The following is a 23629-nucleotide window of genomic DNA, read 5'->3' on the forward strand; positions in this document are numbered from 1 at the left end:
AACTGCCCGGCTTTCACTTATTTAAATAAAAACTTACTTTCCTTTTGCGCTTTCTTTCGCCCATGCATCCTTCAGTGTTACCGTTCTGTTGAACACCACTTTCTCCGGCGTACTATCCGGATCAACGGAGAAGTATCCTTTACGCAGGAACTGGAAACGTTCGCCTGGTTTGGCTTGTAGCAGACCTGGCTCTACGTATGCTTTTTCGATCACTTGTAAGGAGTCCGGATTAATCAGCGATTTGAAATCTCCTTCTTCGGCAGCAGGATTTTCTGCGGTGAATAAACGATCGTAGATACGTACTTCGGCAGTAGCCGCATGTGCAGCGCTTACCCAGTGTATGGTACCTTTAACGGTTAAGCCGCTCTGATCGCCGCCACTTTTGCTTTCCGGTAAGTAGGCAGCGTAGATGGTGGTGATGTTACCATCTGCATCTTTATCGCAGCTTTCTCCTTTGATGATATAAGCGTTTTTCAGGCGTACCATGTTACCGGGGCCCAAACGGAAGAATTTCTTAGGAGGATTTTCCATGAAGTCTTCCCGCTCAATATACAGGGTGTTGCTGAAGTGCAGGGTACGGGAGCCGCCGTTTTCGTCTTCCGGGTTGTTGTCGGCGGTCAGTTCTTCCACTTGTCCTTCCGGGTAGTTGGTGATCACCAGTTTAACGGGATCCAATACGGCCATTACGCGGTTGGCAGTTCTGTTCAGCTCTTCGCGGATGCAGAATTCCAGCAGTCCCAGTTCGATCAGGTTGTCGCGTTTCTGTACACCTACGCGTTCGCAGAGCATACGGATGCTGGCGGCGGTATAACCACGGCGGCGTAAGCCGCTGATAGTAGGCATCCGGGGATCATCCCAGCCGCGTACATGACCTTCTTCCACCAGTTGTTTTAGTTTTCGTTTACTCATCACCGTGTAAGTGAGGTTTAAACGGGCAAACTCGTATTGGTGGCTGGGGAAGATATCCAGCTCCTTGATAAACCAATCGTACAGCGGACGGTGAGGAATAAATTCCAGTGTACAAATGGAATGGGTAATATTTTCAATGCTATCACTTTGTCCGTGGGCGAAGTCGTACATGGGGTAAATACACCATTTATCGCCGGTGCGGTGGTGATGCGCATGTTTGATGCGGTACATCAGGGGGTCGCGCATATGCATGTTAGGTGCGGCCAGGTCGCCTTTGGCGCGGAGTGTTTTTTCTCCGTCCCTGAACTCACCGGCACGCATACGGGCAAACAGATCCAGGTTTTCCTCCACGGAGCGGCTTCTGGCAGGTGTAGGCGTACCTGGGGTAGTAGGCGTTCCTTTTGCGGCAGCAATTTGCTCGGCAGTGGCGTCTTCTACATAAGCCAGTCCTTTTTCGATCAGCTTTACGGCAAAAGCGTAGAGCTGCTCAAAGTAATCGGAGGCATACAGTTCTTTTTCCCACTCAAATCCGAGCCAGCGGATGTCTTCCTTGATGGAGTCCACATATTCTGTATCTTCTGTTACAGGATTGGTATCATCAAAGCGAAGATTGGTTTTTCCGTTGTATTTCTGGGCCAGACCAAAGTTCAGGACGATGGATTTGGCATGCCCGATATGCAGGTAGCCATTCGGTTCCGGCGGGAAACGTGTCAGTACCCGACCATCATTAACGCCGTTCGCTATGTCTTCTTCAACAATTTGTTCTATAAAGTTGAGAGATCTTTCTTCGCTCATAGTGCTTTTTATCTTGGAGGACAAATGTACGAAAAAGCAGAAAGCAGAAAGCAGAAGTGCTAAAGCACCTGTAAACAAAGACAAAATCCGCTCTGGTCATTCGTTTTAATGGCTTTTTGCTTTCTGCTTTCGGCTTTTTCGTACATTTACTTCCTTAATATGATAATTGGTATGGTCAACCCGTTAAATCGTCCGGTTCGCGTTTTGGTAGCTAAAGTGGGCCTTGATGGCCATGATCGTGGGGCAAAAGTAATTGCGGCAGCGCTGCGGGATGCTGGTATGGAAGTAATATATACCGGCCTCCGTCAAACCCCCGAAATGGTAGTAAATGCCGCACTGCAGGAAGATGTGGACGCTATTGGTGTGAGTATCCTCTCCGGAGCTCATATGACCGTATTCCCTAAAATAATTGCCCAGATGAAGGAAAAAGGGATGAATGACGTGCTGCTAACCGGCGGCGGTATTATTCCTGACGCCGATATGGAAGCCCTCCAGGAAATGGGGGTGGGTAAATTGTTCCCTCCGGGTACCAACACCAAAGATATTTCCGAGTATATCACACACTGGGTGGCCACTCACAGAAATTTTTAAAAATTTTCTGCCGTCGCCGTAACATTTCTTTAACCGGGTCGTCTTTAGGTGAAATAGTCCACCAAGTCTAAAAAACCACAACACCCGTTTTTATGAAATGTACGTTACGCCCGTTATTCCTGGTACTGTTGCTGATTAGTTGTAGTGTTTTTGCTTTTGCACAGGATAAGAAAGATTCGGCCAGCACCGCTGCCGCTGATACTACCGTAGAGAAATCCGTGGAGAGAGGTACTACCTTCTCCATTATTTTTGGTAAATATCCCAAGCACCGGCAAGGGATATACGTAACCCGTGGAGGAGAAGGCGCCCTGCTGTCTTTTGCCAACATGACAAACAATGGGGAGCATATGCGTAATATTCCACGCTTTACCCTGTTTTTCAACATCGGTACCAACTTTAATAAGGATGTAACCCGGCACCTGGGCTTCTTTACCGGCCTCAATCTCAAAAATATCGGGTTGATTTCCAAGCCATACGACTCCCTTAAGCTGAAACAACGGGTATATACAATCGGTATACCGCTGGGTTTCAAAATCGGTGACCTGTCCGGTGGCAGCTTCTTTTTCTTTGCCGGTGGCGAAATTGACCTGGCCATCAACTACAAGGAAAAACAATTTATAGATGGGAAAAAGGAGCATAAGTTCAATGAATGGTTCAGTGACCGTACGCCCCTGTTAATGCCCTCCCTGTTTGCCGGATTCCGTGTGCATCCTGGTTTTGGGCTGAAAGTGCAGTATTATCCGCAGAACTTCTTTAACCAGGACTTTAAAACAACCGTGAAAGGAAACACCGTTTATCCCAATAAGAACCTGGAAGCTAACCTGGTGTTTGTTACGCTCAGTTATAATTTTAACGGTATCAACTATTTCAAGGTGAAGAAGAAAAGACATTACATGAGGATGAAAAGCGGGAAAACAGAGTTTGAAGTGAATTATTAAGATAGCGCGACTTTAGTATAATCCAGCCGGTACCCCGCATAGCGGAGTGTCGGCTTTTTTGTGTTTAACGCCCTGTTGCCGGCCTGATTCGTTAGGTTATTGAATATTGCTTAATATTGATAAACTAAAAATACAGCTCATGTATCAGACGTTAAGCACACAACTGGATAATAATATTCTGACGATTACGATCAACCGCCCGGAAAAAATGAATGCGCTCAATCAGCAGGTGCTGGCCGAATTGGCACTGGTGGTAGACGAAATTTATGGTAACCGGGAAATCAAAGGAGCCATTATTACCGGCTCAGGAGAAAAGGCTTTTGTAGCAGGTGCAGATATCAGTGAGTTTCTAACTTTATCAGATAAGCAGGGCGAAGAACTGGCTAAAAGAGGCCATGTTATTTTTAAACGTATAGAAAGTTGCGGGAAGCCTATCATTGCAGCCGTAAACGGTTTTGCCCTCGGCGGCGGTTGCGAACTGGCCATGGCCTGTCATTTCCGCATTGCCAGCGAAAATGCCAAATTCGGTCAGCCGGAAGTGAACCTGGGCCTCATTCCTGGATATGGTGGTACCCAGCGCCTGACCCAGCTGATAGGAAAAGGCAAAGCCATGGAACTGATGATGACCGGCGACATGATTACCGCTGCAGAAGCACAGGCCTGGGGACTCGTGAACCACGTGGTAAAATTGGAGGAATTGCTCCCCAAAGCGCTATCCATCTTACGAAAAATACAAACCAAAGCCCCGCTGGCCATTGCCCGCGTTATTAAATGCGCTAACGCCGCACTGGATAAAGACCAGGATGGCTTTGAACTGGAACTGAAGGAATTCGGCGCCTGCTTTGCCACCAAAGACCTGGAAGAAGGTGCGGCTGCCTTCATACAGAAAAGACAACCGAATTTTAAGGGTGAATAAGAAAGAATTACGAATTACGGATTTGTGGGTAGATGGTAAACGCGAATTACAACATTTGCTAATATCTACCCACAAATCCGTAATCCGTAATTCGTAATTCTTTACTTTTGTACCCATTATTATAAAACGTTTAAGTCATGGAATTCAGAATAGAGAAAGATACAATGGGCGAGGTGAAAGTGCCTGTAAATGCCTATTATGGCGCTCAAACACAGCGCTCCATTGAAAATTTCAAGATTGCGCAGGATATCAACAAAATGCCGAAAGAAATTATCAAGGCATTTGCTTACCTGAAGAAAGCCGCTGCTATCACCAACGTGGAAGCGGGCGTGCTGCCGAAAGAAAAAAGTGATCTGATTGGTCAGGTATGCGATGAAATCCTGGAAGGTAAACTGGACGACCAGTTTCCGCTGGTAGTTTGGCAAACCGGTTCCGGTACTCAGTCCAATATGAACGTAAACGAAGTGGTAGCTTACCGCGCACACGTGCTGCACGGCGGTCAACTCACCGACAAGGATAAATTCGTTCACCCCAATGATGATGTGAACAAATCACAATCCTCTAACGATACCTTCCCTACTGCGATGCACATCGCCGCTTACAAAATGCTGTTGGAAGTAACCATTCCCGGTATTCAAAAGCTGCGCGACACCCTCGCGAAAAAAGCAGAAGCCTTTAAGCATGTGGTAAAAATTGGTCGTACCCACTTTATGGATGCTACCCCGCTTACCCTCGGTCAGGAAATCAGTGGGTATGTAGCACAACTGACGCATGGTTTAAAAGCCATCAACAACTCCCTGCCACACCTGAGCGAACTGGCATTGGGTGGTACTGCTGTTGGTACCGGTATCAATACACCGAAAGGATACTCTGAAAATGTAGCTAAAAATATTGCACAGTTAACAGGATTACCTTTTATCACAGCTGAAAATAAATTTGAAGCACTGGCAGCCCACGATGCTATCGTAGAAGCACATGGCGCACTGAAAACCGTAGCAGTAAGTTTAATGAAGATAGCCAACGATATCCGCATGCTGAGCTCCGGCCCACGCGCAGGTATCGGTGAAATTCATATCCCTGATAATGAGCCGGGTTCTTCTATTATGCCAGGTAAAGTGAACCCAACACAGTGTGAAGCACTCACCATGATTGCTGCACAGGTAATGGGTAACGACGTGGCCATCAGCATCGGCGGCGCTAACGGTCACTTCGAACTGAACGTGTTTAAACCGGTGATGATCTTCAACTTCCTGCACTCCGCCCGCCTCATCGGCGATGGTTGCGTAAGCTTCAATGATAAATGTGCAGAAGGTATTGAGCCTATCGAAGCCAATATCAAAAAACACGTGGAAAATTCCCTGATGCTGGTAACAGCGCTGAATACCAAAATTGGGTATTACAAAGCGGCTGAAATTGCGCAGAAAGCCCATAAAGAAGGCACCACCCTCAAAGAAATGGCAGTGAAACTGGGTTATGTAACCCCTGCTGAATTTGATGAATGGGTAGTACCTGCACACATGGTAGGGGAAATAAAATAGCTATTAGCCATTAGCTTTTAGCCTTTAGCAAAAATGCAGCGGAGAACATGTTACATGTTTATCTCCGCTGCATTTTTGCTAAAGGCTAAAAGCTAATGGCTAATAGCTTACTTGATCTTCTTAAACACATTATCATACGTTATCGTCAAGTAGTACAATCCGCCGATAGTAGGACCGCCTACATACTGGAAGTATTTACTGTTCAGCACATTGGAAGCACCCAGTTTAAAGGAGGTATTGATTTTAGGCACGCGATAAGTAATTTGTGCATCCACGGTACTGTACGCAGGCACGTCGCCGTTACCGAAAAGATTCTGCCAGTAAAAGGTATTCTGCCAGTGCCATACCACGTTAAAGCCTACATTTTTGACTACGTTGCGGTTACCCACGCTCACATTGGTGAACCAATCCGGTGTATTAAAGCCGGGAATCAGTGCATCATCTTTGGTTTTATCCTGCGCCAGTTTATTATAGTTGGCGTTACCGCTGATTGTATATCCTTTGTAGATATCATAGGTAACGGCCAGCGCTAAACCGTAGTTGTTAACGGTAGATTTACTGTTTGTCCATACGCGGTAGCGGTCTTGCTGCGCCTTGTCCAGCATCTGATTCAGCACGCTTTGATCAGGGCTGTTCACGTTACCGGTTTTAGGTACTACTGCTTCTATTTGTCCAATGAAATGTTTGTAGGAGCTATAGTATGCATCCAGGTCGATAAACAGTTTGTTTTCGAGCAGTACGGCTTTATAGCCGGCTTCAAAGGAAGTGATTTGTTCCGGAACAATAGGATCCAGGTTCGCTACTTTCAGGATGCCGGCGTTTTTAGCGGCAGCAGCATCTTTGGAGATATGTTCCGCATTGATAGTTTTATTCACCGCTACCCCGAACGCATCTACTGTGCTGGTGAGGAAGGAGTTTTTGAAGTAACCCAGTCCTTGTTCAATGAAGGCCAAACCACCTACACGTCTTACCTGGCCGTTGTTTACGAAGGAATAAGCTTCAAACAGTGAGGGGAAACGGAACCCATTCTGCCAGGAGATGCGGAAGTTATGTTTGTCTTTGATGCTGTATACGGCTGCAATACGTGGGTTTACTTTTCCATCGAATTGCTCGTTTTTATCATAGCGCAGGGAGCCGGTAAGTTTCAGGGCGTCATTGAAGAATGTTTTGCTGATTTGTGCGAAGCCGCCGTATTTGCCGTACCAGATGTGTTTTCCGCCAGGTGTGTTGCGTTTGTCTGCAGGGCGGGAGAAGTCTACGAAGTTGTTTCCATCGGGAATGATTTCGTAGGTGCGGTAATCGGCGCCCACCAGTACATCGGCGAAATGGATGTATTTGCGCAGGTTCCAGGTGCCTTCTGTATGATAGAAGCGACTTTTTTGCAGGAGGGCTGCACCACCGCTGGTATTGTTAGGATCTTTGGAAGTAGGGTAAATATCCCAGTCATTGATACTTTTGATTTTAGCTACCTGTGCATCAAAGGCGGGTGTGCCGGGTGTCCATCTGCCGGCGTCGGCAAAGGAGCGGGCAGCCTGGTGAGCGGCTACCAGGTCAGCACCTCCGGTGAGTGCATTATTCAGGCCGGTAGTATAATCAGCCAGCCATTTTTTATCCGGCTTGAAAGATTTTTCCAGGTTATCCGCCAGCGGGTTCATGTTGTAAGAGTTACCGGTATTTTCAATAGAGATATAGGATCTCACGGTGAAGTCCGGGTGTGTCAGTTCCAGTTTGGCATTTTGCACGGTAACGCCGCGTAAGCCAATACGGTTACCGCGTTGGAAGAAGCCATCCATTTCGCCATAGCGATAGGAAGCAGATAATTCCAGTTTGCGGGGTAAACGGAAGTTGAGGGAGATATCCGCTTTTTTATTTTTTACGGTGTAATCGCCTACGAGGTCTTTTTCCCAGTAGCCGGTGCGGTGTACGGTGTAAGCGCGTCCGTCTTTGTCAATTACTTGTAGGTTGGAGTTATCCCCATATTTATTCCAGCCGTCGTTGGCGATGTTGTTAGGACCACTCAACTGTGGAAAGTCGGGGTTGGCTTTGGATTGCGGGGAAAAATCGCTGTGGTTGTCGGCATACCAGTCGGTACCCTGCATGTAGCTGAAGTTAATTTTCCAGGCAAACCAGGGCGAATACGCCTGTGCATAGCGTACAGCCGTTTCCGTGAGTAATTTGGAGCCGCCGTCGTCGCCTACATGGTTTACAGCTACCTTCTGGTATACACTTACGCCCTGGTATTGGAAGGGGTTTTTAGTGATGAGGTTGGACATACCATTGATAGCGTTCATGCCATACAGTGCGGAAGAGGCGCCGGGCGTTACTTCTACGGTAGAAATATCCAGCTCCGTAGGGCCGATAGCGTTACCCAGTGGTACGCCAAGGGTAGCGGCCTGGTTGTCCACGCCATCCACCAGCTGCATGAAGCGGAAGTTATTGGGTACGTTGAAACCGCGGGTATTGAATACTTTGAAGGTAAGGCCGGCAGTAGTCATTTGAACCCCTTTGAGGTTACCCAATGCATCATAGAAAGTAGAGGACGGGGTTTCTTTCAGGGCCCTGATATCCAGTTTTTCGATGGCTACCGGTGAGCGGAGTATCTTTTCCTGCTGCCGGGAAGCAGATACCACCACTTCATTTACGAGCAATGATTGGGTGAATAACTGTATGGCCAGTTTGCTGGTACTGCTTTTCACTTCAAATTCCTGTGGCTGATAGCCGATGAGGCGGAATACCAGTTTCAGGGGGAATTTGGCGTTGGTGGTTACTTCAAAATGGCCTTGTGCATCTGTTTGTGAGCCAAAAGAAGTGCCTTTAATTTGTACAGAAGCGCCGGGAAGGGCGTTCCCGTGGTCGTCTGTAATGTTTCCCTGGATTACATAGGAACCATTGAGTTGGGCCTGTACTAGTACCGGACTGAATACCAATATCGCAAAAAGGTATTTTGCCAGTATAGGTAAGAACTTTTGCATAGTGTTGTTAACATTATAAGATCCTGGAATGATAAAATTTGATAAGGGGGATGTGTAAACCGTTGTCGTGCCTCAACATCGGTTAATAATAAGTTGTTTTGTAAATGCTATTATCATATAGTCTATAGAATTAGTAGACAAATGTAGTCCGGATATTTTTTATTTCAAAGCAAATGCAGGTATTTGTTGGAAAATTGCAGTAGTACGACTGCCAAACAGGCCGCAGGACGGCCATTAACACATTGGGAATGAGGGATTACGCGAGTTTTTTTGTCTTTTTCAGGATTATACTGATTATACTGATTTTTTGTAACCTGGGCTCTTGTAACCTTTCTAATCCTATATAATCAAAGTAGAAAATCAGTATAATCAGTATAATCCTGAAAAAGACAAAAACTCGCAAATAAAGAAAGCGTTCACCACTGGCGAACGCTTCTCCCTATAAATATTTAATTTTTTTTATACTACATGGTCTTTTGCCACTGGCTGTTCTATTTCTTTAGGCTGCATATGTTTGCCGAAAAAACGTTTCTGGAACAGCAGAATAGCTACTACACCCGTTGAAATAGCCGCATCCGCTACGTTGAATACCGGGCGGAAAAACACAAAGTAATCGCCTCCTTTGAATGGTACCCAGTTGGGCAAATAGCCTTCATAGATGGGGAAATACAGCATATCTACTACCCTGCCGTGTAAGAAACTGCCATAGCCGCCTCCTGCAGGGAGGAACTTAGCTACGTCATAACCTACGCTATCATTGAAGATCAGGCCATAGAACATACTGTCGATCAAGTTACCGGCAGCACCAGCCAGGATCAGTGAACCACAGATCAGCAGCCCCGTACTGTACTTTTCTTTGATCAGCTTCTTCATGTACACAAAGCCTACTACTACCGCCACCAGGCGGAACATGGTAAGCAGAATTTTACCAAAGTCGCCTCCAAACTTAAGCCCATAGGCCATTCCTTCATTCTCAATAAAGTGGATACGGAACCAGTTAGGGAAGATCACAAACTCCTGTTGCATGAACATATGCGTTTTGATCCAAAACTTCAGGGTCTGGTCAATAACCAGGATCAGGATAACGATAAATACTACGTGACGATATTTCAACTGATATTAAAATTTTATCAAAAATAATAGTTTATTTCAAAGTCGAAGCCTGCAATATCATTATTCCTGGAAATATACCCTTTTTACCCGCTGTGAAATTCCTGTTAATATTTCGTAAGGAATGGTGTCCGCCCAGGCTGATAAGTCCTGTACTGACAGGTCCTGGCCAAAAACAATCACTTCATCCCCTTCTTCCACGTCCGGGATATGGGTTACATCCAGCATCAGCATATCCATGGCCACCACACCCGCTACCGGGGCCAATTTGCCACGAACCAGCATTTTGCCTACACCCATACCTAATCTCCTGGGGTACCCATCTGCATAGCCAATACGCACAGTTGCCGTAACTGCCGGGCCATTTGCTACCCATTTGGCGCCATAGCCTACAGAATCGCCGGCGTCCAGGTGTTTCAACTGCGCCACGGTGGTTTTCAGGGTGCTCACATTGCGGAGCTGATCCTGGATGCCATTGCTGCTGTCGATGCCATACATACCTATACCCAGTCTTACCATATCCAGTTGTAATTCCGGATGACGGGTAATAGCGGCACTGTTGGCAATATGGCGGATCACAGCATAGCCCAATGCTTTCTGCAGCTCATGACTCATATCGTAAAATAAGCGTCCCTGCTGCTGTGTAAAGGCATCTTTTTCCGGATCCTCACTGGCAGCCAGGTGGCTGAAAATAGATTGTACTTTCATTAACGGGCTGGCAGTCAGCAGCTGTGCCAGTTCGGCAATTTCACTTTTCACAAAGCCCAACCGGTGCATACCGGTATCCAGCTTGATGTGAACAGGGAATCCTGTTTTGCCTGCGGCCGTCACTTCTTCCATAAACTGCAATAATATCTGCATGGAATAAATTTCCGGCTCCAGGTTCCAGTGCAAAATAGCGTCAAAGCTGGCAGGTTCCGGGTTCATTACCATAATAGGCATGGTAATACCGGCCCTTCTTAACTCCACGCCTTCGTCGGCATAGGCTACCGCGAGGTAGTCTACCCCATGAAACTGTAACAGGTTCGCTATTTCGAAACTACCGCTGCCATAGGAAAATGCTTTCACCATGGCCATTAATTTGGTATCGGGCTTCAGGAGCGACTGATACAGCTTTACATTGTGCGAAATAGCGCTCAGGTTGATTTCCAGGATGGTTTGGTGCGCTTTCTGTTCCAGTAATTTGCCGATACGCTCAAACTGAAATATGCGGGATCCCTTTACCAGTATGGTTTCATTCTGGAAATCGTCTGCGTTGAATTGTTGTATATATTCATCGGTAGTGGTAAAGAACTGTGTTTTCAGTCCTTCCACCTGTTGAAAGCTTTTCTTTTCCCGGCCAATATTTTTCCCGATGGCAATTAATTTATTAATGCCTTTTTTCTGTAACAGGTCAGCTACTTCCTCATAGAGGGTAGCATCGCTTTTACCACTTTGCAGGATATCACTGAGGATGACGGTGCGGGTAGCGTGTTGTTGCTGCTGTTGCAGGAAATCCAGTGCAATGGTTAAAGAGCCAAGGTCCAGGTTGTAGGCGTCGTTGATAACAGAGCAGTTATTGATACCCTGCTTCAATTCCAGGCGCATGGCAATATTGCTCAGCTGATCCATCCGCTGTTGGATGGTCGCTTCATCCTTACCGAGGTACAGCATCAGGGCGGCGCAGTGAATGGCATTTTCAATGGAGCCTTCATCTACAAACGGAATGGTAAAGTGCAGGGGTTCCTGTTTGTACAGGGCATCTATGCGGGTATGATTATCATTTTTATCCACACTGATCACCCGCAGATCGGCATCTGTTTTCCGGGACCAGGAGAATAATTCCGGTCCGCCGCCTTCCTGGTTTTCTTTTTTACCTACCTGGTTGTGAAAGGCCAGCACACACTCATTGAGGGCGAGGTAGTCTTTGCAGTAAATGAGGATGTCACTTTTCGCAAATAATACCAGCTTCTCGTTGATCTTCTGCCGGATATTTAAAAAACCTTCACTGTGGGCTTCTCCGATGTTCGTGAAAATGCCAATGGTAGGACGGATAATTTTTTCCAGGTTCACCATTTCCCCGGGTTGTGAAATACCCGCTTCAAAAATGGCCAGCTGGTGTTCCGGCTTCATTTGCCATACCGACAAGGGTACGCCTATCTGGGAATTATAACTTTTAGGACTGCGTACTATGTTATAATCCTTTTCCAGTAATTGATACAGCCATTCCTTTACAATGGTTTTTCCATTGCTGCCGGTAATGCCAATCACAGGAATATTGAAATGGTGACGGTGAAAGGCCACCAGTGCATGTAAGGCTTGCAGGGTATCTTTTACTAAAATGAAGTTGGCCTTGGGGTATTTTTCCAATGGCACTGGTTCACTTATAACAAAATTGCTGACTCCCTTGCGGTACAATTCTTCAATGTATTGGTGCGCGTTGCGCCGTGGGCTAACCAAAGAAATGAACAGCGACGACTCCGGGAAGCTTAGCTTCCTGCTATCCAATAAAAGATGGTCAATTTCAGAAAATCCAGTCTCTTGCAACAATTCCCCTTTCAAAGTCTTGTTGATGCTTGCTGCGTTATACACGTTTATCAGGTTTGAATAATCACTTAGCGGCCGCAAAAACATTGTCTACAGCTGCTTTTTACTTCTCTTCTGCTTCCGGTAATTCTTTTTTCTGATGATAGAGGGAATAGAGGATAGAACCTCCCAGGCATAGTACGATCACTATCAATGATACATATACCGGTATATGAATAAAATACTCTGCCAGCATTTTCAGTCCTATGAAAATAAGCACAATAGCAATACCCTGAGGCAAATAATCAAATTTATCCACCGCTCCCCTCAGTAAAAAGAACAAGGACCTGAGTCCCAGTACCGCAAATATATTGGAAGTATACACCACTACCGGTTGTTGTGATATCGCAAATACAGCTGGAATAGAATCCAGTGCAAATATGATATCTGTTACCGCCAGCATTACCACTACCAGGGATAACGTGGTGAGATACATCTTATTATGTTTCTGAATAACAAAACGTCCTTTCGGCTCTTCTGTTGTTACCCGCATGTACTTATTCATAAACCGGTAGGCAAAATTCTCCTCCGGTTTAAATTCATCCTCCGCGTTGGCTGTAAACATTTTAAAACCGGTATACAGCAAAAAGGCGCCAAAGATATATAAGATCCATTCAAATTGACGAATCAATACAACGCCTACGCTGATAAAGATAGCCCTGAAAATGATAGCCAGCACAATACCGATCAGCAATACCCGGGCATAATTCTCTTCTTTTATTTTAAAAAAACTAAATATGAGAATGAATACAAAAATATTATCCATGGATAATGACTTCTCCATCAGGTAAGCACTCATAAAGCTAACGGCGGTGTCAGGACCATCTTCAAACCACATGAATCCAAAAAATAATACGGAAAGCCCTACCCAGAAGATGCTTTGCCACAGGGCAGTTTTGATTGTTGTTTTCTCGTTTTTTTTGCTGAATAAACCCAGGTCAAAAATTAATGCAATGACTACCACAATAAAGAATATGAGATAGGTCCATTGTATGGAGGTCATGTAGTTGATTTTTTTTATGAAGGAGCAAAGATAGTGAAACGGCGGTTAGCAGTTAGCTTTTAGCTTTTAGCAAATGCAGCGGAGAACATATTATGTTAATCTTCGCTGCATTTGCGGCAATTGATTTAGTCGGCAAATCTTCGTTGGCGTATAAATTGGAAAACCATGGCGAATAACAGGATCAACCCAATGGGTACAAGGAAACAGATCACCTGCCACTTGGTTTTTTCCTGCTTGATTTTTCCATTATCAAGCAGGCGCAGCGTCAGTTCTTTATTGCGCGCTTCCATGATACCGCTGTTACCACTGAGGTATTCCAGGCAGTTGAGGAAAAATTCTTTATTTGCAAAGGTAAAGCCTGGATTAAATTCGTTGATACCCATTTGCAGCGGGCCGTCTTTGCGGGATACGGCATTGGCAATCAGGTCGCCATCGCTCACCACAATCATTTTATTGAGCGTGTCTGTTGCATCCCGGAAAGGCTTGCCGGAAGCACGTTGCAGCGCTTCCACTACTGCCGGATCCTGGCGGTTATGAAATAAAGAAGTAAAGTGTCCTTCCAGTAATACGGCCGCCGGGATATACTGCTGGCGATATTCGCGTTGGTTAGGTTGGGTTTTTACCACATCCCAGCTCACTTCGGCTGGCAGTCGCACGGAGCGGCTGGTACGGGAACTGGTCAGTAAAATGGTTTTACGGATGGCGTCATTTTTTATGGTATCCATAGAACTAACAAACCGGCTCAGCACCATATCCAGGTTTTTTACAATAGGATGCGCTTTGGTAGGCATGAGCATGGGAAAGTAGGGAAAGGGTACCGGCTGTATCTGTGGCCGGTTACCTACATTACCTACCACCAGTGGTACCACATCACTTTGCAGATCCATTACCAGGTCCTGGTTAATGCGCACGCCATAACGGAACAGGAGATCTTCCAGGTTGAGTCCCCGGTCTACTGCTACAAAGGCGTTTTGTTGATGCAGGCTATCCATGGAAGCACTGGTTTCGTCGATAAACCACAATACTTTACCACCATTCATCACGTATTGATCTATTTTCAACTTGTCGGCATCGCTGAAAGTGCCGGCAGGCTTGGCAAAGAGGATCACATTGAATTCAGGGGAAATAAAAGAGGCAGACTGTAAAGTGAGCGTATCCAGGGCATAGTTGCTTTGGAGGGTACTCAGCGCGTCATATACTTCTGCACCTAATGATTCTCCATGGCCCATCATATAGCCGATGAGTGGTTTTTCCTTTTGTTGTAGTTTGTTGATCGCATTGGCAAACTGGTATTCCAGGAGGGCTTCGGAATTATTCATGGTTTGCATGGGATCTTGTCCGCCCTGATTTTTCAGGAGGTTCACGCCCATGGTTTTCCCTTTGTAATGCACCAGTGCACCGGGGAAGATGAGTTTTTGTGCGAAGCCATCGTTGGATTCCTGCTGTACCTGCATATTAAAAGGCATGATACCCTGTGCTGTCAGCTCTCCGAGGAATTTCATACGGGCAGTATCGTTCATGCCCTGCCCGGGGTTGATAAAGGTAAACCGTATATTTTGTTTACCGTATTCCCGGAATTCTTCCAGTAATTCGGAGGTGGCCTGCGCCAGTTGACGGAAGCTGGCAGGATAATCGCCTTTCAGGAATACTTCAATATCTACCGGGCTATCCAGCTGACGCAGCATTTGCCGGGTATGGCTGGTGAGCGTATATCTTTTTTCTTTTGTCAGATCCCATCTGCCATGAAAGTAAGCGGCTGCTATATTGATGCCCGTGAGTAGCAGGATGACTGCTATTGCACGTTGTATGTATTTTTTTCGTGTAGCCATAACATTTAGTAAGGGAAATCTTTACCCGTTTTGCCAGAGTTTTCTTTGGAGGGATAATTTAGTGAGATAGAGCATCAGGCCAATGATGCTGATAAAATAAATGATATCCCGGCTATCAATCACGCCACGACTAACAGAAGCGTAGTGAAATTTAATACCGGCCATCTGCAGGTAATAGTCGGCCCCGCCGGTGAAAGCAGGTATTTTGCTGATGGCGTCAAAACCGTTATATAATATGAAACAGGTAAAAATGGCAATGAGAAAGGCGATCATGGCATTGTTGGTGAAGGAAGACGCCCAGATGCCGGTAGCCGTAAACGATGCGCCCAACAACAGCAGGCCTATATAAGACCCGATGATACCGCCGGTGTCTGGCTGTTGTGTGTCTACACTCAACTGCTGGATAGCAAAATAATATACGATGGTCGGTAAAAGCGAAATGAGTACAATCACCATACTACCCCAGAATTTGCCCATTACTATTTGCCAGCCGGTAACAGGTTTGGTGCTGAGCAGTTCCATGGTACCGCTTTTAAATTCATCAGCAAAGCAGCGCATGGTAATAGCCGGGATCAGCAGCAGGTAAATGAATGGTGCCAGGTTGAACAGCGGATCCAGGTTAGCATAACCGGTATCGAGCAAACTGGTTTCCGGAAAAACGAAGAGTAATAATCCATTTGCCAGCAAAAACAGGATAATGGCCACATAGCCCGTTACACTGCTGAAAAACTGGTTAATCTCTTTCTTAAAGATGGCTAGCATGAACAGTTTGTAAGGATTAGGATATTAGTAAAGATACAAATATAGCTAAACGCTATTACCTTTTAGGCTATTGTATCAAGGTCTACTCCATCTTTATACATTTCCCATATCGGGCTTTCGCTTCTCACCTTATTTACCGCATCTGTAATGGTGCGGATGGTATAATCTATTTGTTCTTCCGTGGTAAAACGTCCCAGTCCGAAGCGAAGGGAAGCGCGTGCCAGTTCATCGCTCATCCCCAGGGCTTTCAGCACGTGGCTGGGTTCCAGGGAGGCCGACGTACAGGCGGAACCGGTAGAGAGGGCAATGTTTTTATTAAAGCCCATCATCAGGGTTTCTGCTTCTATATATTTAAAAGAGAGGTTGGTGGTATGAGGTAGTCGATGGGTGGTGGATCCGTTGACATAGGATTGTTCCAGTTGCAGCAGGGCCTTTTCCAGCCGGTCTCTCAGGAGGCTGATCCGGGCGTTATCGCTGGCCATTTCTGCGTCACATAGTTCGCAGGCTTTACCCAGGCCTACTATGCCGGGTACGTTCAGGGTGCCGGAACGCATAGCGCGTTCATGTCCGCCGCCATCTATCTGGGCAGCGAGCATTACCCGGGGGGAACGTCTGCGTACATAGAGGGCGCCTACTCCTTTTGGGCCGTATATCTTATGGGCGCTCAGGGTGAGCAGATCTATACCATCGGTGTTTACGTTGACCGGAATTTTTCCTACGGCCTGTGTGGCGTCTGTCATAAACAATACGCCGTGTTTCCTGGCAATGGCGCTGATAGCCTGCACCGGCTGTATAGTACCGGTTTCATTGTTGGCGTACATGATGCTGATCAGGATGGTTTGCGGCGTAATGGCAGCTTCCAGCGCAGTCAGGTCAATCAGTCCTTCCCTGTTTACCGGCAGCAGGGTGATTTGGGCGCCTTGTTTTTCGAGATGTTTGCAAGTATCCAATACGGCTTTATGTTCCGTAGTAGCGGTAATAATATGACGGCCCTTGCTGGCATACATTTCATATACGCCTTTGATGGCGAGGTTTACCGCTTCGGTGGCACCGGATGTAAATATGATTTCTTTGGTATCAGCGCCTATCAGCCTGGCTACTTGTTCACGGGCATAATCTACTGCCTCCTGGGCAGCCCACCCGAATGGATGGCTGCGACTGGCCGCATTTCCATATACTTCGGTGAAGTAGGGTAACATGGCGGCTACTACCCTTGGGTCGCAGGGAGTGGTAGCGTTATTGTCAAGGTAAACAGGCAATTGTAGCATATGTGTCTTTGTTATCTCATCGCTGAGCTAACAAATTTACGACATAAGTTCTATTTTTACCGGGTAGGGCATGTCCCGAAAATGCCTTGCAGACACTGTATTTCGGATACATCATTAAACTCATAAACATGCTCAGGATAGAACATATTGGCATTGCAGTAAATTCATTGGCTGACTCCATTCCGTTGTTTGAAAAGCTGTTAAACACTAACTGTTATAAACAGGAAGAAGTAGGCAGTGAACAAGTGATAACGGCCTTTTTTCAGCAGGGAGAAAGTAAAATAGAATTGTTGGAAGCGACTGGTCCGGGTAGTGCTATTGCTAAATTCCTGGATAAGAAAGGGGAAGGCATGCATCACATCGCTTTTGAGGTAGCAGATATCTATGCGGAGATGAAAAGATTGCAAGCAGAAGGGTTCGTTTTATTACAGGAAACACCCAAAAAGGGGGCAGATAATAAACTGATATGTTTCCTCCATCCTAAGCACAGTAACGGGGTTTTGATCGAAATTTGCCAGGAGATCAAGTAAACATTTACTTATATATATTAAATATAAATAATAATATTTTTTTTAATTTTTTTTCCATTTTAGCAATCCAAAGGAATTATGTATTCGTAAGTAATTATGAAACACCCCCCAAAAGGGCACAAAAAGTTAAAACCAAAATATTTTTATAAAAAAACTGAACAAATAGATTTTCCATAGCGTTATATCTACAAACACTCAAATACAAAAAAGAACAATACTCAAAATATTACAAGACTTAAGCTTTATAGATTTTAACAGTTTAAGTTTTAACGATTACTCTAAAGTTGGCATAGGTTATGAACACCTGCGGGTTTTTTAGCTTGCAGGTCTTTTTTTAAAAGCTACCTCTACAGAGAGTGATTCAATTCAATTAGCCGGGAAATAGCTTCAGGGAGGGATCGTACAGCTGCTATGCTTATTTGTTAATGCTATTAACGCTCAACAGATCGAGCAAATTGTTTCAAGTATATTTTTATTTCGGGAAAGCAGGTAAGAGATATGCCGCGTGGATGTTCCAGTGTTGTGTAGTGATTTTATTTGCTCACACACATTTTAGATGTTGATGTAAAAGATGATGTCATGTTTATAAAAAAGAAAGTCCGGATCATGATCCGGACTTTTCTTTTTTATAGGTTTGTTTTTGTTAGTTGAACAGATATTTAATACCAATCTGACCCTGCCAACGGGAAATAACGTTGGTATTATCTCTCCATGAATTGGTAACCGGGATCTGGTTATTAGCATCCTGGTAAGGGAAGGAGAAAGCAGCAGCATTGGTAGTATTACCACTTGGATCTCTGAACTGACCTTCATATTTCAGGAAAGAAGGCACATTAGGCATTTTGGAAATACCCCAGTTTTTGTTCAGGAAGTTACCGAAGTTAATAATGTCGAAGCTGATACGGATGGTGTGCTTGTTTTTTTCCTTGCCGCTATACACAAAAATGTCCTGTGTGATATTTACATCCATTCTTTTAGCAAAAGGCAATACTACTGCATTACGCTCTGCATATTCACCACGGTGACTGCTCAGGTAAGCATCCTGCTTGATGAAATTATCCACCTGGTTCCAGATGATAGCGCCAGTGCGTTTATCCGCATTGGTAGCAGGATTAAATCCTTTATCGCCATAACCTACTGGTACCAGTTTAATCTCATTGCTGTTTCTGGGAATGTAGATCAGGTCATTGTTACCACCGGAAGCATCATTATTCAGATCTCCGTTATAGGTATAAGAAGTAGTGCTATAAAGGCCATTTACGCTTGGTGCTGCTTCATAAATCATACCCACAGACGTAGCAAAATGTTTTGCCCAGGTAAAGCGGTAAGAAGCGGCAGCCACCACACGGTGTGGCATATAGTAGTTGGAATAACCCAATACATTGGCGTTAGGATCTCCCTGTACCGGACGATCGCGCCAGTTGCTCTGTGCAATGGTACCACCATCATTTACACTGCGTGATTTGCTATAAGTATAGGCAACACTCATGTAAAGATTATTTACATTTCTCTGGAACTGTAAAGTGGCAAAATAAGAGTAGCCTTTATTGGTATTACGCATCAGGATAGCATCGCTGATATTCGGGTTGCCAAGGCTGGTACCTGCACCGTATATTTTGCTGCTGCTGTAGCGGAGACGGTGGTCAGGGGTGCTGTCCAGTTGAAATCCGGTAGACGGCAGGTTTACGTTCTGGAAGTATACTGCGTTGATATCTTTGGAATAGTTGGCTTCCAATGTACCAATGATACCCCATGGTAACTGACGGTCAATAGCCAGGGTTACTTTCATTACCTGCGGGTATTTGAAATTCTTATCGGTAACGGCTATATTATATTGTTTAGAGAGCTGTCCTGAATTATCGCGGTAAGTATCCGGATTAGGATTGAAAGGATAATTGATAACAGGAACAGTAGTACTGGTTTGTGCGGTAAATGATCCAAACTGTACACCGTTGTTACCTGCCTGGTTGCTGATCCACACCGCCGGCGGAGGACCTGCAAATAAGCCGGCACCACCACGTAACTGCGTTTTACCATCATGCGTGATATCCCAGTTAAAACCAATTCTAGGTGAAATCAATGGTGTAGTTTTAGGCGCCTGACCTACATCCAGTTTTACCCCATCTCTGAAAGTTAAGGTAGTCAGGGAATCATTCCTGTCAAACGTACTACCTATAACTGGTAAGTCTATACGAACACCGTAAGTGAAGGTAAAGAAGTTGGAAACATTCCATTTATCCTGTATAAACGCACCCAGTTCCAGCATATTTACTTTCGCATATGGGAAAGACTTGTCTTTGGTGGTAGCATAGGATAATGCGTAACGAACCGCGGTGGGCAATCCGTCTTTTGCACTGGCGTAGAAGTCGCTCAGGCTGTTGAAACGGTAGTTACCCATGTAGTTAGGAGCAAAACCATTCAGGAATGTTTTGTAATAGTTTTGAGTACCGATGGTAATTTCATGTTTACCTCTATACATGGTATAGATATCGGACAGTTGGTATACGTTGGTATTGAGCTTATTGTTGTAAGTAAATGGCTCATAACCAAAGGCGGTATAGCTGGCGCCTTGTCCGTTCATGATGTCCACCAACGGGAAATTACTTTGAGAGAGTGCTGCTCTGTAATCACGCATTGCCGAAAATCCTACCTGGAATTTGTTGGAAGCGCGGTTACCGATACGGGTATTTAATTCGGCGATAAAGATGTTGAAGTTATTATTGATGGTATAACCACTACCGCTAAAAGGAAGACCTGTAGCGCTGGGCTGACGGCCACTTCCAACGGCGCCACCACCTGGTGCGCCACTATTGCTGGCTGCAATATCTCTGAAAGATTTCAGGTAGCTGTATTTAAAAGTAAAGGTGTTATGATCGTTTACGTTCCAGTCTACCTTAAAGGTTACCTTATCGCTTTGTGTACGATAAGTATAATCCTGGTAGTCACCTGGATTGTATCCGTATTTGCTGATCAGGAATTGTTTCAGTGCATCCAGGGTATCTGCTACCGCTTGTGAAACGTTGCCACCGGCAACACCACCAGGTTTGTTAGCCACCAGGCTGGTAGCGGGAGCTTTAATCCTTTCCTGTTCAGCGCTTACAAAGAAGAACAATTTGTTGGGAATGAAAGCACCACCAATAGAAAATCCACGCATGTTGTAATTGAAGTTCGGTTTAGGAACGGTAACATTACCCACCTTCCGGCCTTGCAAACCAGGTGTTTGGATGTAAGTGTACGCAGAACCTTTGAAGGTATTGGTACCACTCTTGGTAACACTGTTGATACCGGCGCCGGAAAAGCCGCCTTGTCTTACGTCATAAGGAGATACGTTTACCTGTATCTGCTCCAGTGCTTCGAGGCTGATAGGCTGGGAAGAGGTCTGGGAGCCAAGTGTAGCCTGCAAACCGAAAGAGTTATTGAAGTTGGCACCATCAACGGTGATGTTGTTTAACTGGTTGCTTCTACCACCAATATTAAGACCATTGGCGGAAGGGGTCAACCGGGTAAAGTCCTGCATAGAACGGCTGATCGTAGGCAACCTGTCCATCTGTGAACGGGTAATCACTTCCTGGCTACCAGTGCGGGCTTTGTTGATTACTTTGTTTTGCGCAACAGAAGTAACTACTATTTCCGTCAGTGTGCTGGTACTGGGTTGCAGTGTTACATCTGCTTTGTATTCCTGACCCAGTGACAGATTGATGTTTTCCCGTTTCTCATCTTTAAAACCAATATAAGAAACGGTTAAGGTGTAAGGACCACCAACACGGAGGTTGGGTAAGTTAAAGCGGCCATCTTTACGGGATACAGTATTGTATTTAGTACCGGTAGGGAGATGTATGGCCACAATGCTGGCACCTGGTACAGGGCCTTCTTTACTGCCAATGGTTCCGGCAATATCGGCCGTTGTTTCCTGGGCAAACAGGGCATTAGGCAACATAAGTACGCAACAAAGCATACAAATGAGGTAACACCAGATCTTTTTGTGCATGCGATTCAGATTTTGTGCAAAGTTCAAATGACAGATTCAAGTATTAAAAATAATACAATTATGAAATCGTTAACAAATTATTTGAACTATTTGTTTTTTGGCGGCGCATGACAAGTTGGATCCCTTATGCCAGTACCTTTTCCATACCGGTGCTCCTGGACCCTTTAATCAGCAGGTGTGTGTGTTGGAATTGCTGCTGCTGTAGCCACTTCCCCGCTTCTGTAGCATTTTCCAGGAAGATATAAGGATGATTTACCTTTTTAAAATCTCCACCCACCAATACCACGGCATCCCAGTGTGTGCGTTCCAGTAAGTGAACCAGGTCAGTATGTTCTTTTATACTGTCTGCTCCTAATTCCATCATGGCGCCCAGTAATAATACCTTTTTCTCTGCTTGTATGCCGGCAAAATTTTCGATGGCGGCTTTCATGCTGGAAGGATTGGCATTGTACGCATCCATAATGATGGTGTTGGTACCCTGTTGTATTACCTGGGAGCGGTTATTAGACGGTGTATAATGAGCAATAGCAGGTGCAATATCTTTTTCCGGTACGCCAAAGTGGGTAGCTACGGCTACTGCGGCCATTACATTTGGAAAGTTATAGGCGCCTACCAGTTGTGTTTGGATAAAGCCTACCTGGCTGTCGCCCCTTACCTGAACGGCCAGGAAAGCACTGTCGGCAATGGCTTCCCCTACAAAGTCAGCTTCCTTGCTGCCATAAGTAATGATATGTGGAATGCCGGTAGCCATTTCTACCAGGTAGCCATAGTCGTTACACACGAACACGGTACCATTGTTGGCGCGTAAAAAATCGTAGAGTTCTCCCTTGGCTTTCTTTACCCCTTCTTCGCTGCCGAAGCCTTCCAGGTGGGCTTTCCCGATATTGGTAATGATACCATGTGTAGGCAGGGCAATTTTGCAATAACCGGCTATTTCCAACTGATGGTTAGCACCCATTTCTATCACGGCTATTTCCACATCCGGCTGTATACTTAAAATAGTCAGGGGTACGCCAATATGGTTATTGAGATTGCCAACAGTGGCATAAGTTTTCAGACCGGCCGACAAAGCAGCATTGACCAGTTCCTTCGTAGTGGTTTTACCGTTAGTGCCGGTAATAGCGAGGAAAGGAATATTTAACTGTTGACGATGCCGCAACGCCAGCTGTTGCAGTGCGGTGAGGGCATCTTCTACCAGCATCATTTTTTCAGGTACCGTGAAATAAGCGGCTTCATCTACAACGGCGAAGGCGGCCCCCATTTCCAGGGCTTTGGCGGCAAATTCGTTACCATTGAAGTTCCCTCCTTTCAGCGCAAAGAATATATCATTGGCTTTCAGCTTACGTGTATCCGTTTGTACCGAGCGGTGCTGCTCATAGATGCTGTATAGTTGTTCAATATTCACGGTCAAATCTTATTTAGTGCAAAAATAAGTGGTTAATCATGTAATATAGCAGAATTTTATCTGCCGTCTAAAGCAACCAATTTAAATACTATCCCGTATACCGCTATTAGCAATCAAATGATAGAAAAACCTATGACGCGTATTACTCTTTTCTTATTGACCTGTCTGGCTTTTGCTGCTTGTAAGAATGAGCAGGCGCCACCACCTGTAAGCGGTGGTATTAATTGCGATGCCGCTAAAATCACCACTACTTATGTTCTGGGTGTTATACAGGCCAATTGCACCAGCCGCAACTGTCATCCGGGTGGAAACTCCCCGGTCACAGCCGATTTTTCTACCGCCGATAAATTAAAAGGATATATCAATACCCACCGCTCAATGTTCGACCTGCGGGTTACCGGTCCACAGGCAGATATGCCCCAGTCGCAGGCATTTCCGGCACTGTCGCAGGGTATGAAAGACTCCATCGCCTGCTGGATTGCACACGGACTTCCGGATCAATAACTTTAA

Annotated in this window: 16 protein-coding genes; 6 read left to right on the plus strand and 10 right to left on the minus strand. The window is 45.4% G+C overall.

Features of this window, described 5'->3' with window-relative positions:
* Positions 1-33 precede the first annotated feature (33 nt).
* Positions 34-1704, minus strand: a complete 1671-nt coding sequence (locus AC5ZC7_RS31935; protein ID WP_496161321.1) for a glutamine--tRNA ligase/YqeY domain fusion protein — start codon at positions 1702-1704, stop codon at positions 34-36.
* A 171-nt stretch (positions 1705-1875) separates the two neighbouring features.
* Between AC5ZC7_RS31935 and AC5ZC7_RS31940 the strand changes: the two genes are divergently transcribed.
* From AC5ZC7_RS31940 to fumC, 4 genes are all read left to right on the plus strand, one after another.
* Positions 1876-2295 carry a cobalamin-dependent protein gene (locus AC5ZC7_RS31940; protein ID WP_496161320.1) on the plus strand — a complete coding sequence of 140 codons (420 nt, stop codon included), beginning with the start codon at positions 1876-1878 and terminating at the stop codon, positions 2293-2295.
* 92 nt (positions 2296-2387) lie between these two features.
* Positions 2388-3233: a hypothetical protein gene (locus AC5ZC7_RS31945; protein ID WP_496161319.1), complete on the plus strand. Its 846-nt coding sequence runs from the start codon at positions 2388-2390 to the stop codon at positions 3231-3233.
* 139 nt (positions 3234-3372) lie between these two features.
* Complete coding sequence (locus AC5ZC7_RS31950) at positions 3373-4149, plus strand: enoyl-CoA hydratase-related protein (RefSeq protein WP_496161318.1); 777 nt, start codon at positions 3373-3375, stop codon at positions 4147-4149.
* A 137-nt stretch (positions 4150-4286) separates the two neighbouring features.
* Positions 4287-5687 (plus strand): class II fumarate hydratase, encoded by a 1401-nt coding sequence (gene fumC / locus AC5ZC7_RS31955; RefSeq protein WP_496161317.1) that lies wholly within the window; start codon positions 4287-4289, stop codon positions 5685-5687.
* 107 nt (positions 5688-5794) lie between these two features.
* Here fumC and AC5ZC7_RS31960 read toward each other — a convergent pair whose 3' ends face one another.
* The 7 genes from AC5ZC7_RS31960 to AC5ZC7_RS31990 all read right to left on the minus strand — a co-directional run bounded on the left by AC5ZC7_RS31960 (position 5795) and on the right by AC5ZC7_RS31990 (position 17196).
* Positions 5795-8659 (minus strand): TonB-dependent receptor domain-containing protein, encoded by a 2865-nt coding sequence (locus tag AC5ZC7_RS31960; RefSeq protein ID WP_496161316.1) that lies wholly within the window; start codon positions 8657-8659, stop codon positions 5795-5797.
* Positions 8660-9118: 459 nt separating this feature from the next.
* Complete coding sequence (locus AC5ZC7_RS31965; protein WP_496161315.1) at positions 9119-9772, minus strand: lipoprotein signal peptidase; 654 nt, start codon at positions 9770-9772, stop codon at positions 9119-9121.
* Positions 9773-9832: 60 nt separating this feature from the next.
* Complete coding sequence (locus AC5ZC7_RS31970) at positions 9833-12340, minus strand: bifunctional UDP-N-acetylmuramoyl-tripeptide:D-alanyl-D-alanine ligase/alanine racemase (RefSeq protein ID WP_496161314.1); 2508 nt, start codon at positions 12338-12340, stop codon at positions 9833-9835.
* A 58-nt stretch (positions 12341-12398) separates the two neighbouring features.
* A complete protein-coding gene (locus AC5ZC7_RS31975) occupies positions 12399-13337 on the minus strand; it encodes a TerC/Alx family metal homeostasis membrane protein (protein ID WP_496161313.1) in 939 nt (312 codons plus the stop codon).
* 125 nt (positions 13338-13462) lie between these two features.
* Entirely contained in the window at positions 13463-15166 is a 1704-nt protein-coding gene (gene gldG, locus AC5ZC7_RS31980; RefSeq protein ID WP_496161312.1) for a gliding motility-associated ABC transporter substrate-binding protein GldG, read from the minus strand.
* Positions 15167-15187: 21 nt separating this feature from the next.
* A complete protein-coding gene (gldF, locus tag AC5ZC7_RS31985) occupies positions 15188-15928 on the minus strand; it encodes a gliding motility-associated ABC transporter permease subunit GldF (protein ID WP_496161311.1) in 741 nt (246 codons plus the stop codon).
* Positions 15929-15990: 62 nt separating this feature from the next.
* Positions 15991-17196 (minus strand): IscS subfamily cysteine desulfurase, encoded by a 1206-nt coding sequence (locus AC5ZC7_RS31990; RefSeq protein WP_496161310.1) that lies wholly within the window; start codon positions 17194-17196, stop codon positions 15991-15993.
* Between the two features lie 128 nt (positions 17197-17324).
* Here AC5ZC7_RS31990 and mce point away from each other — a divergent pair, with 128 nt between their 5' ends.
* The gene (gene mce / locus AC5ZC7_RS31995) at positions 17325-17726 is read left to right on the plus strand and encodes a methylmalonyl-CoA epimerase (RefSeq protein WP_496161309.1); all 402 of its coding nucleotides are present in this window, start codon (positions 17325-17327) and stop codon (positions 17724-17726) included.
* A 643-nt stretch (positions 17727-18369) separates the two neighbouring features.
* Here the strand turns inward: mce and AC5ZC7_RS32000 are convergent.
* Positions 18370-21714, minus strand: a complete 3345-nt coding sequence (locus AC5ZC7_RS32000) for an outer membrane beta-barrel protein (RefSeq protein ID WP_496161308.1) — start codon at positions 21712-21714, stop codon at positions 18370-18372.
* 124 nt (positions 21715-21838) lie between these two features.
* Positions 21839-23119 (minus strand): UDP-N-acetylmuramoyl-tripeptide--D-alanyl-D-alanine ligase, encoded by a 1281-nt coding sequence (locus AC5ZC7_RS32005; protein WP_496161307.1) that lies wholly within the window; start codon positions 23117-23119, stop codon positions 21839-21841.
* A gap of 132 nt (positions 23120-23251) precedes the next feature.
* Between AC5ZC7_RS32005 and AC5ZC7_RS32010 the strand changes: the two genes are divergently transcribed.
* Positions 23252-23623: a hypothetical protein gene (locus AC5ZC7_RS32010; RefSeq protein WP_496161306.1), complete on the plus strand. Its 372-nt coding sequence runs from the start codon at positions 23252-23254 to the stop codon at positions 23621-23623.
* Positions 23624-23629 lie beyond the last annotated feature (6 nt).

The organism is Chitinophaga sp. 9-1-y, from assembly GCF_059511905.2.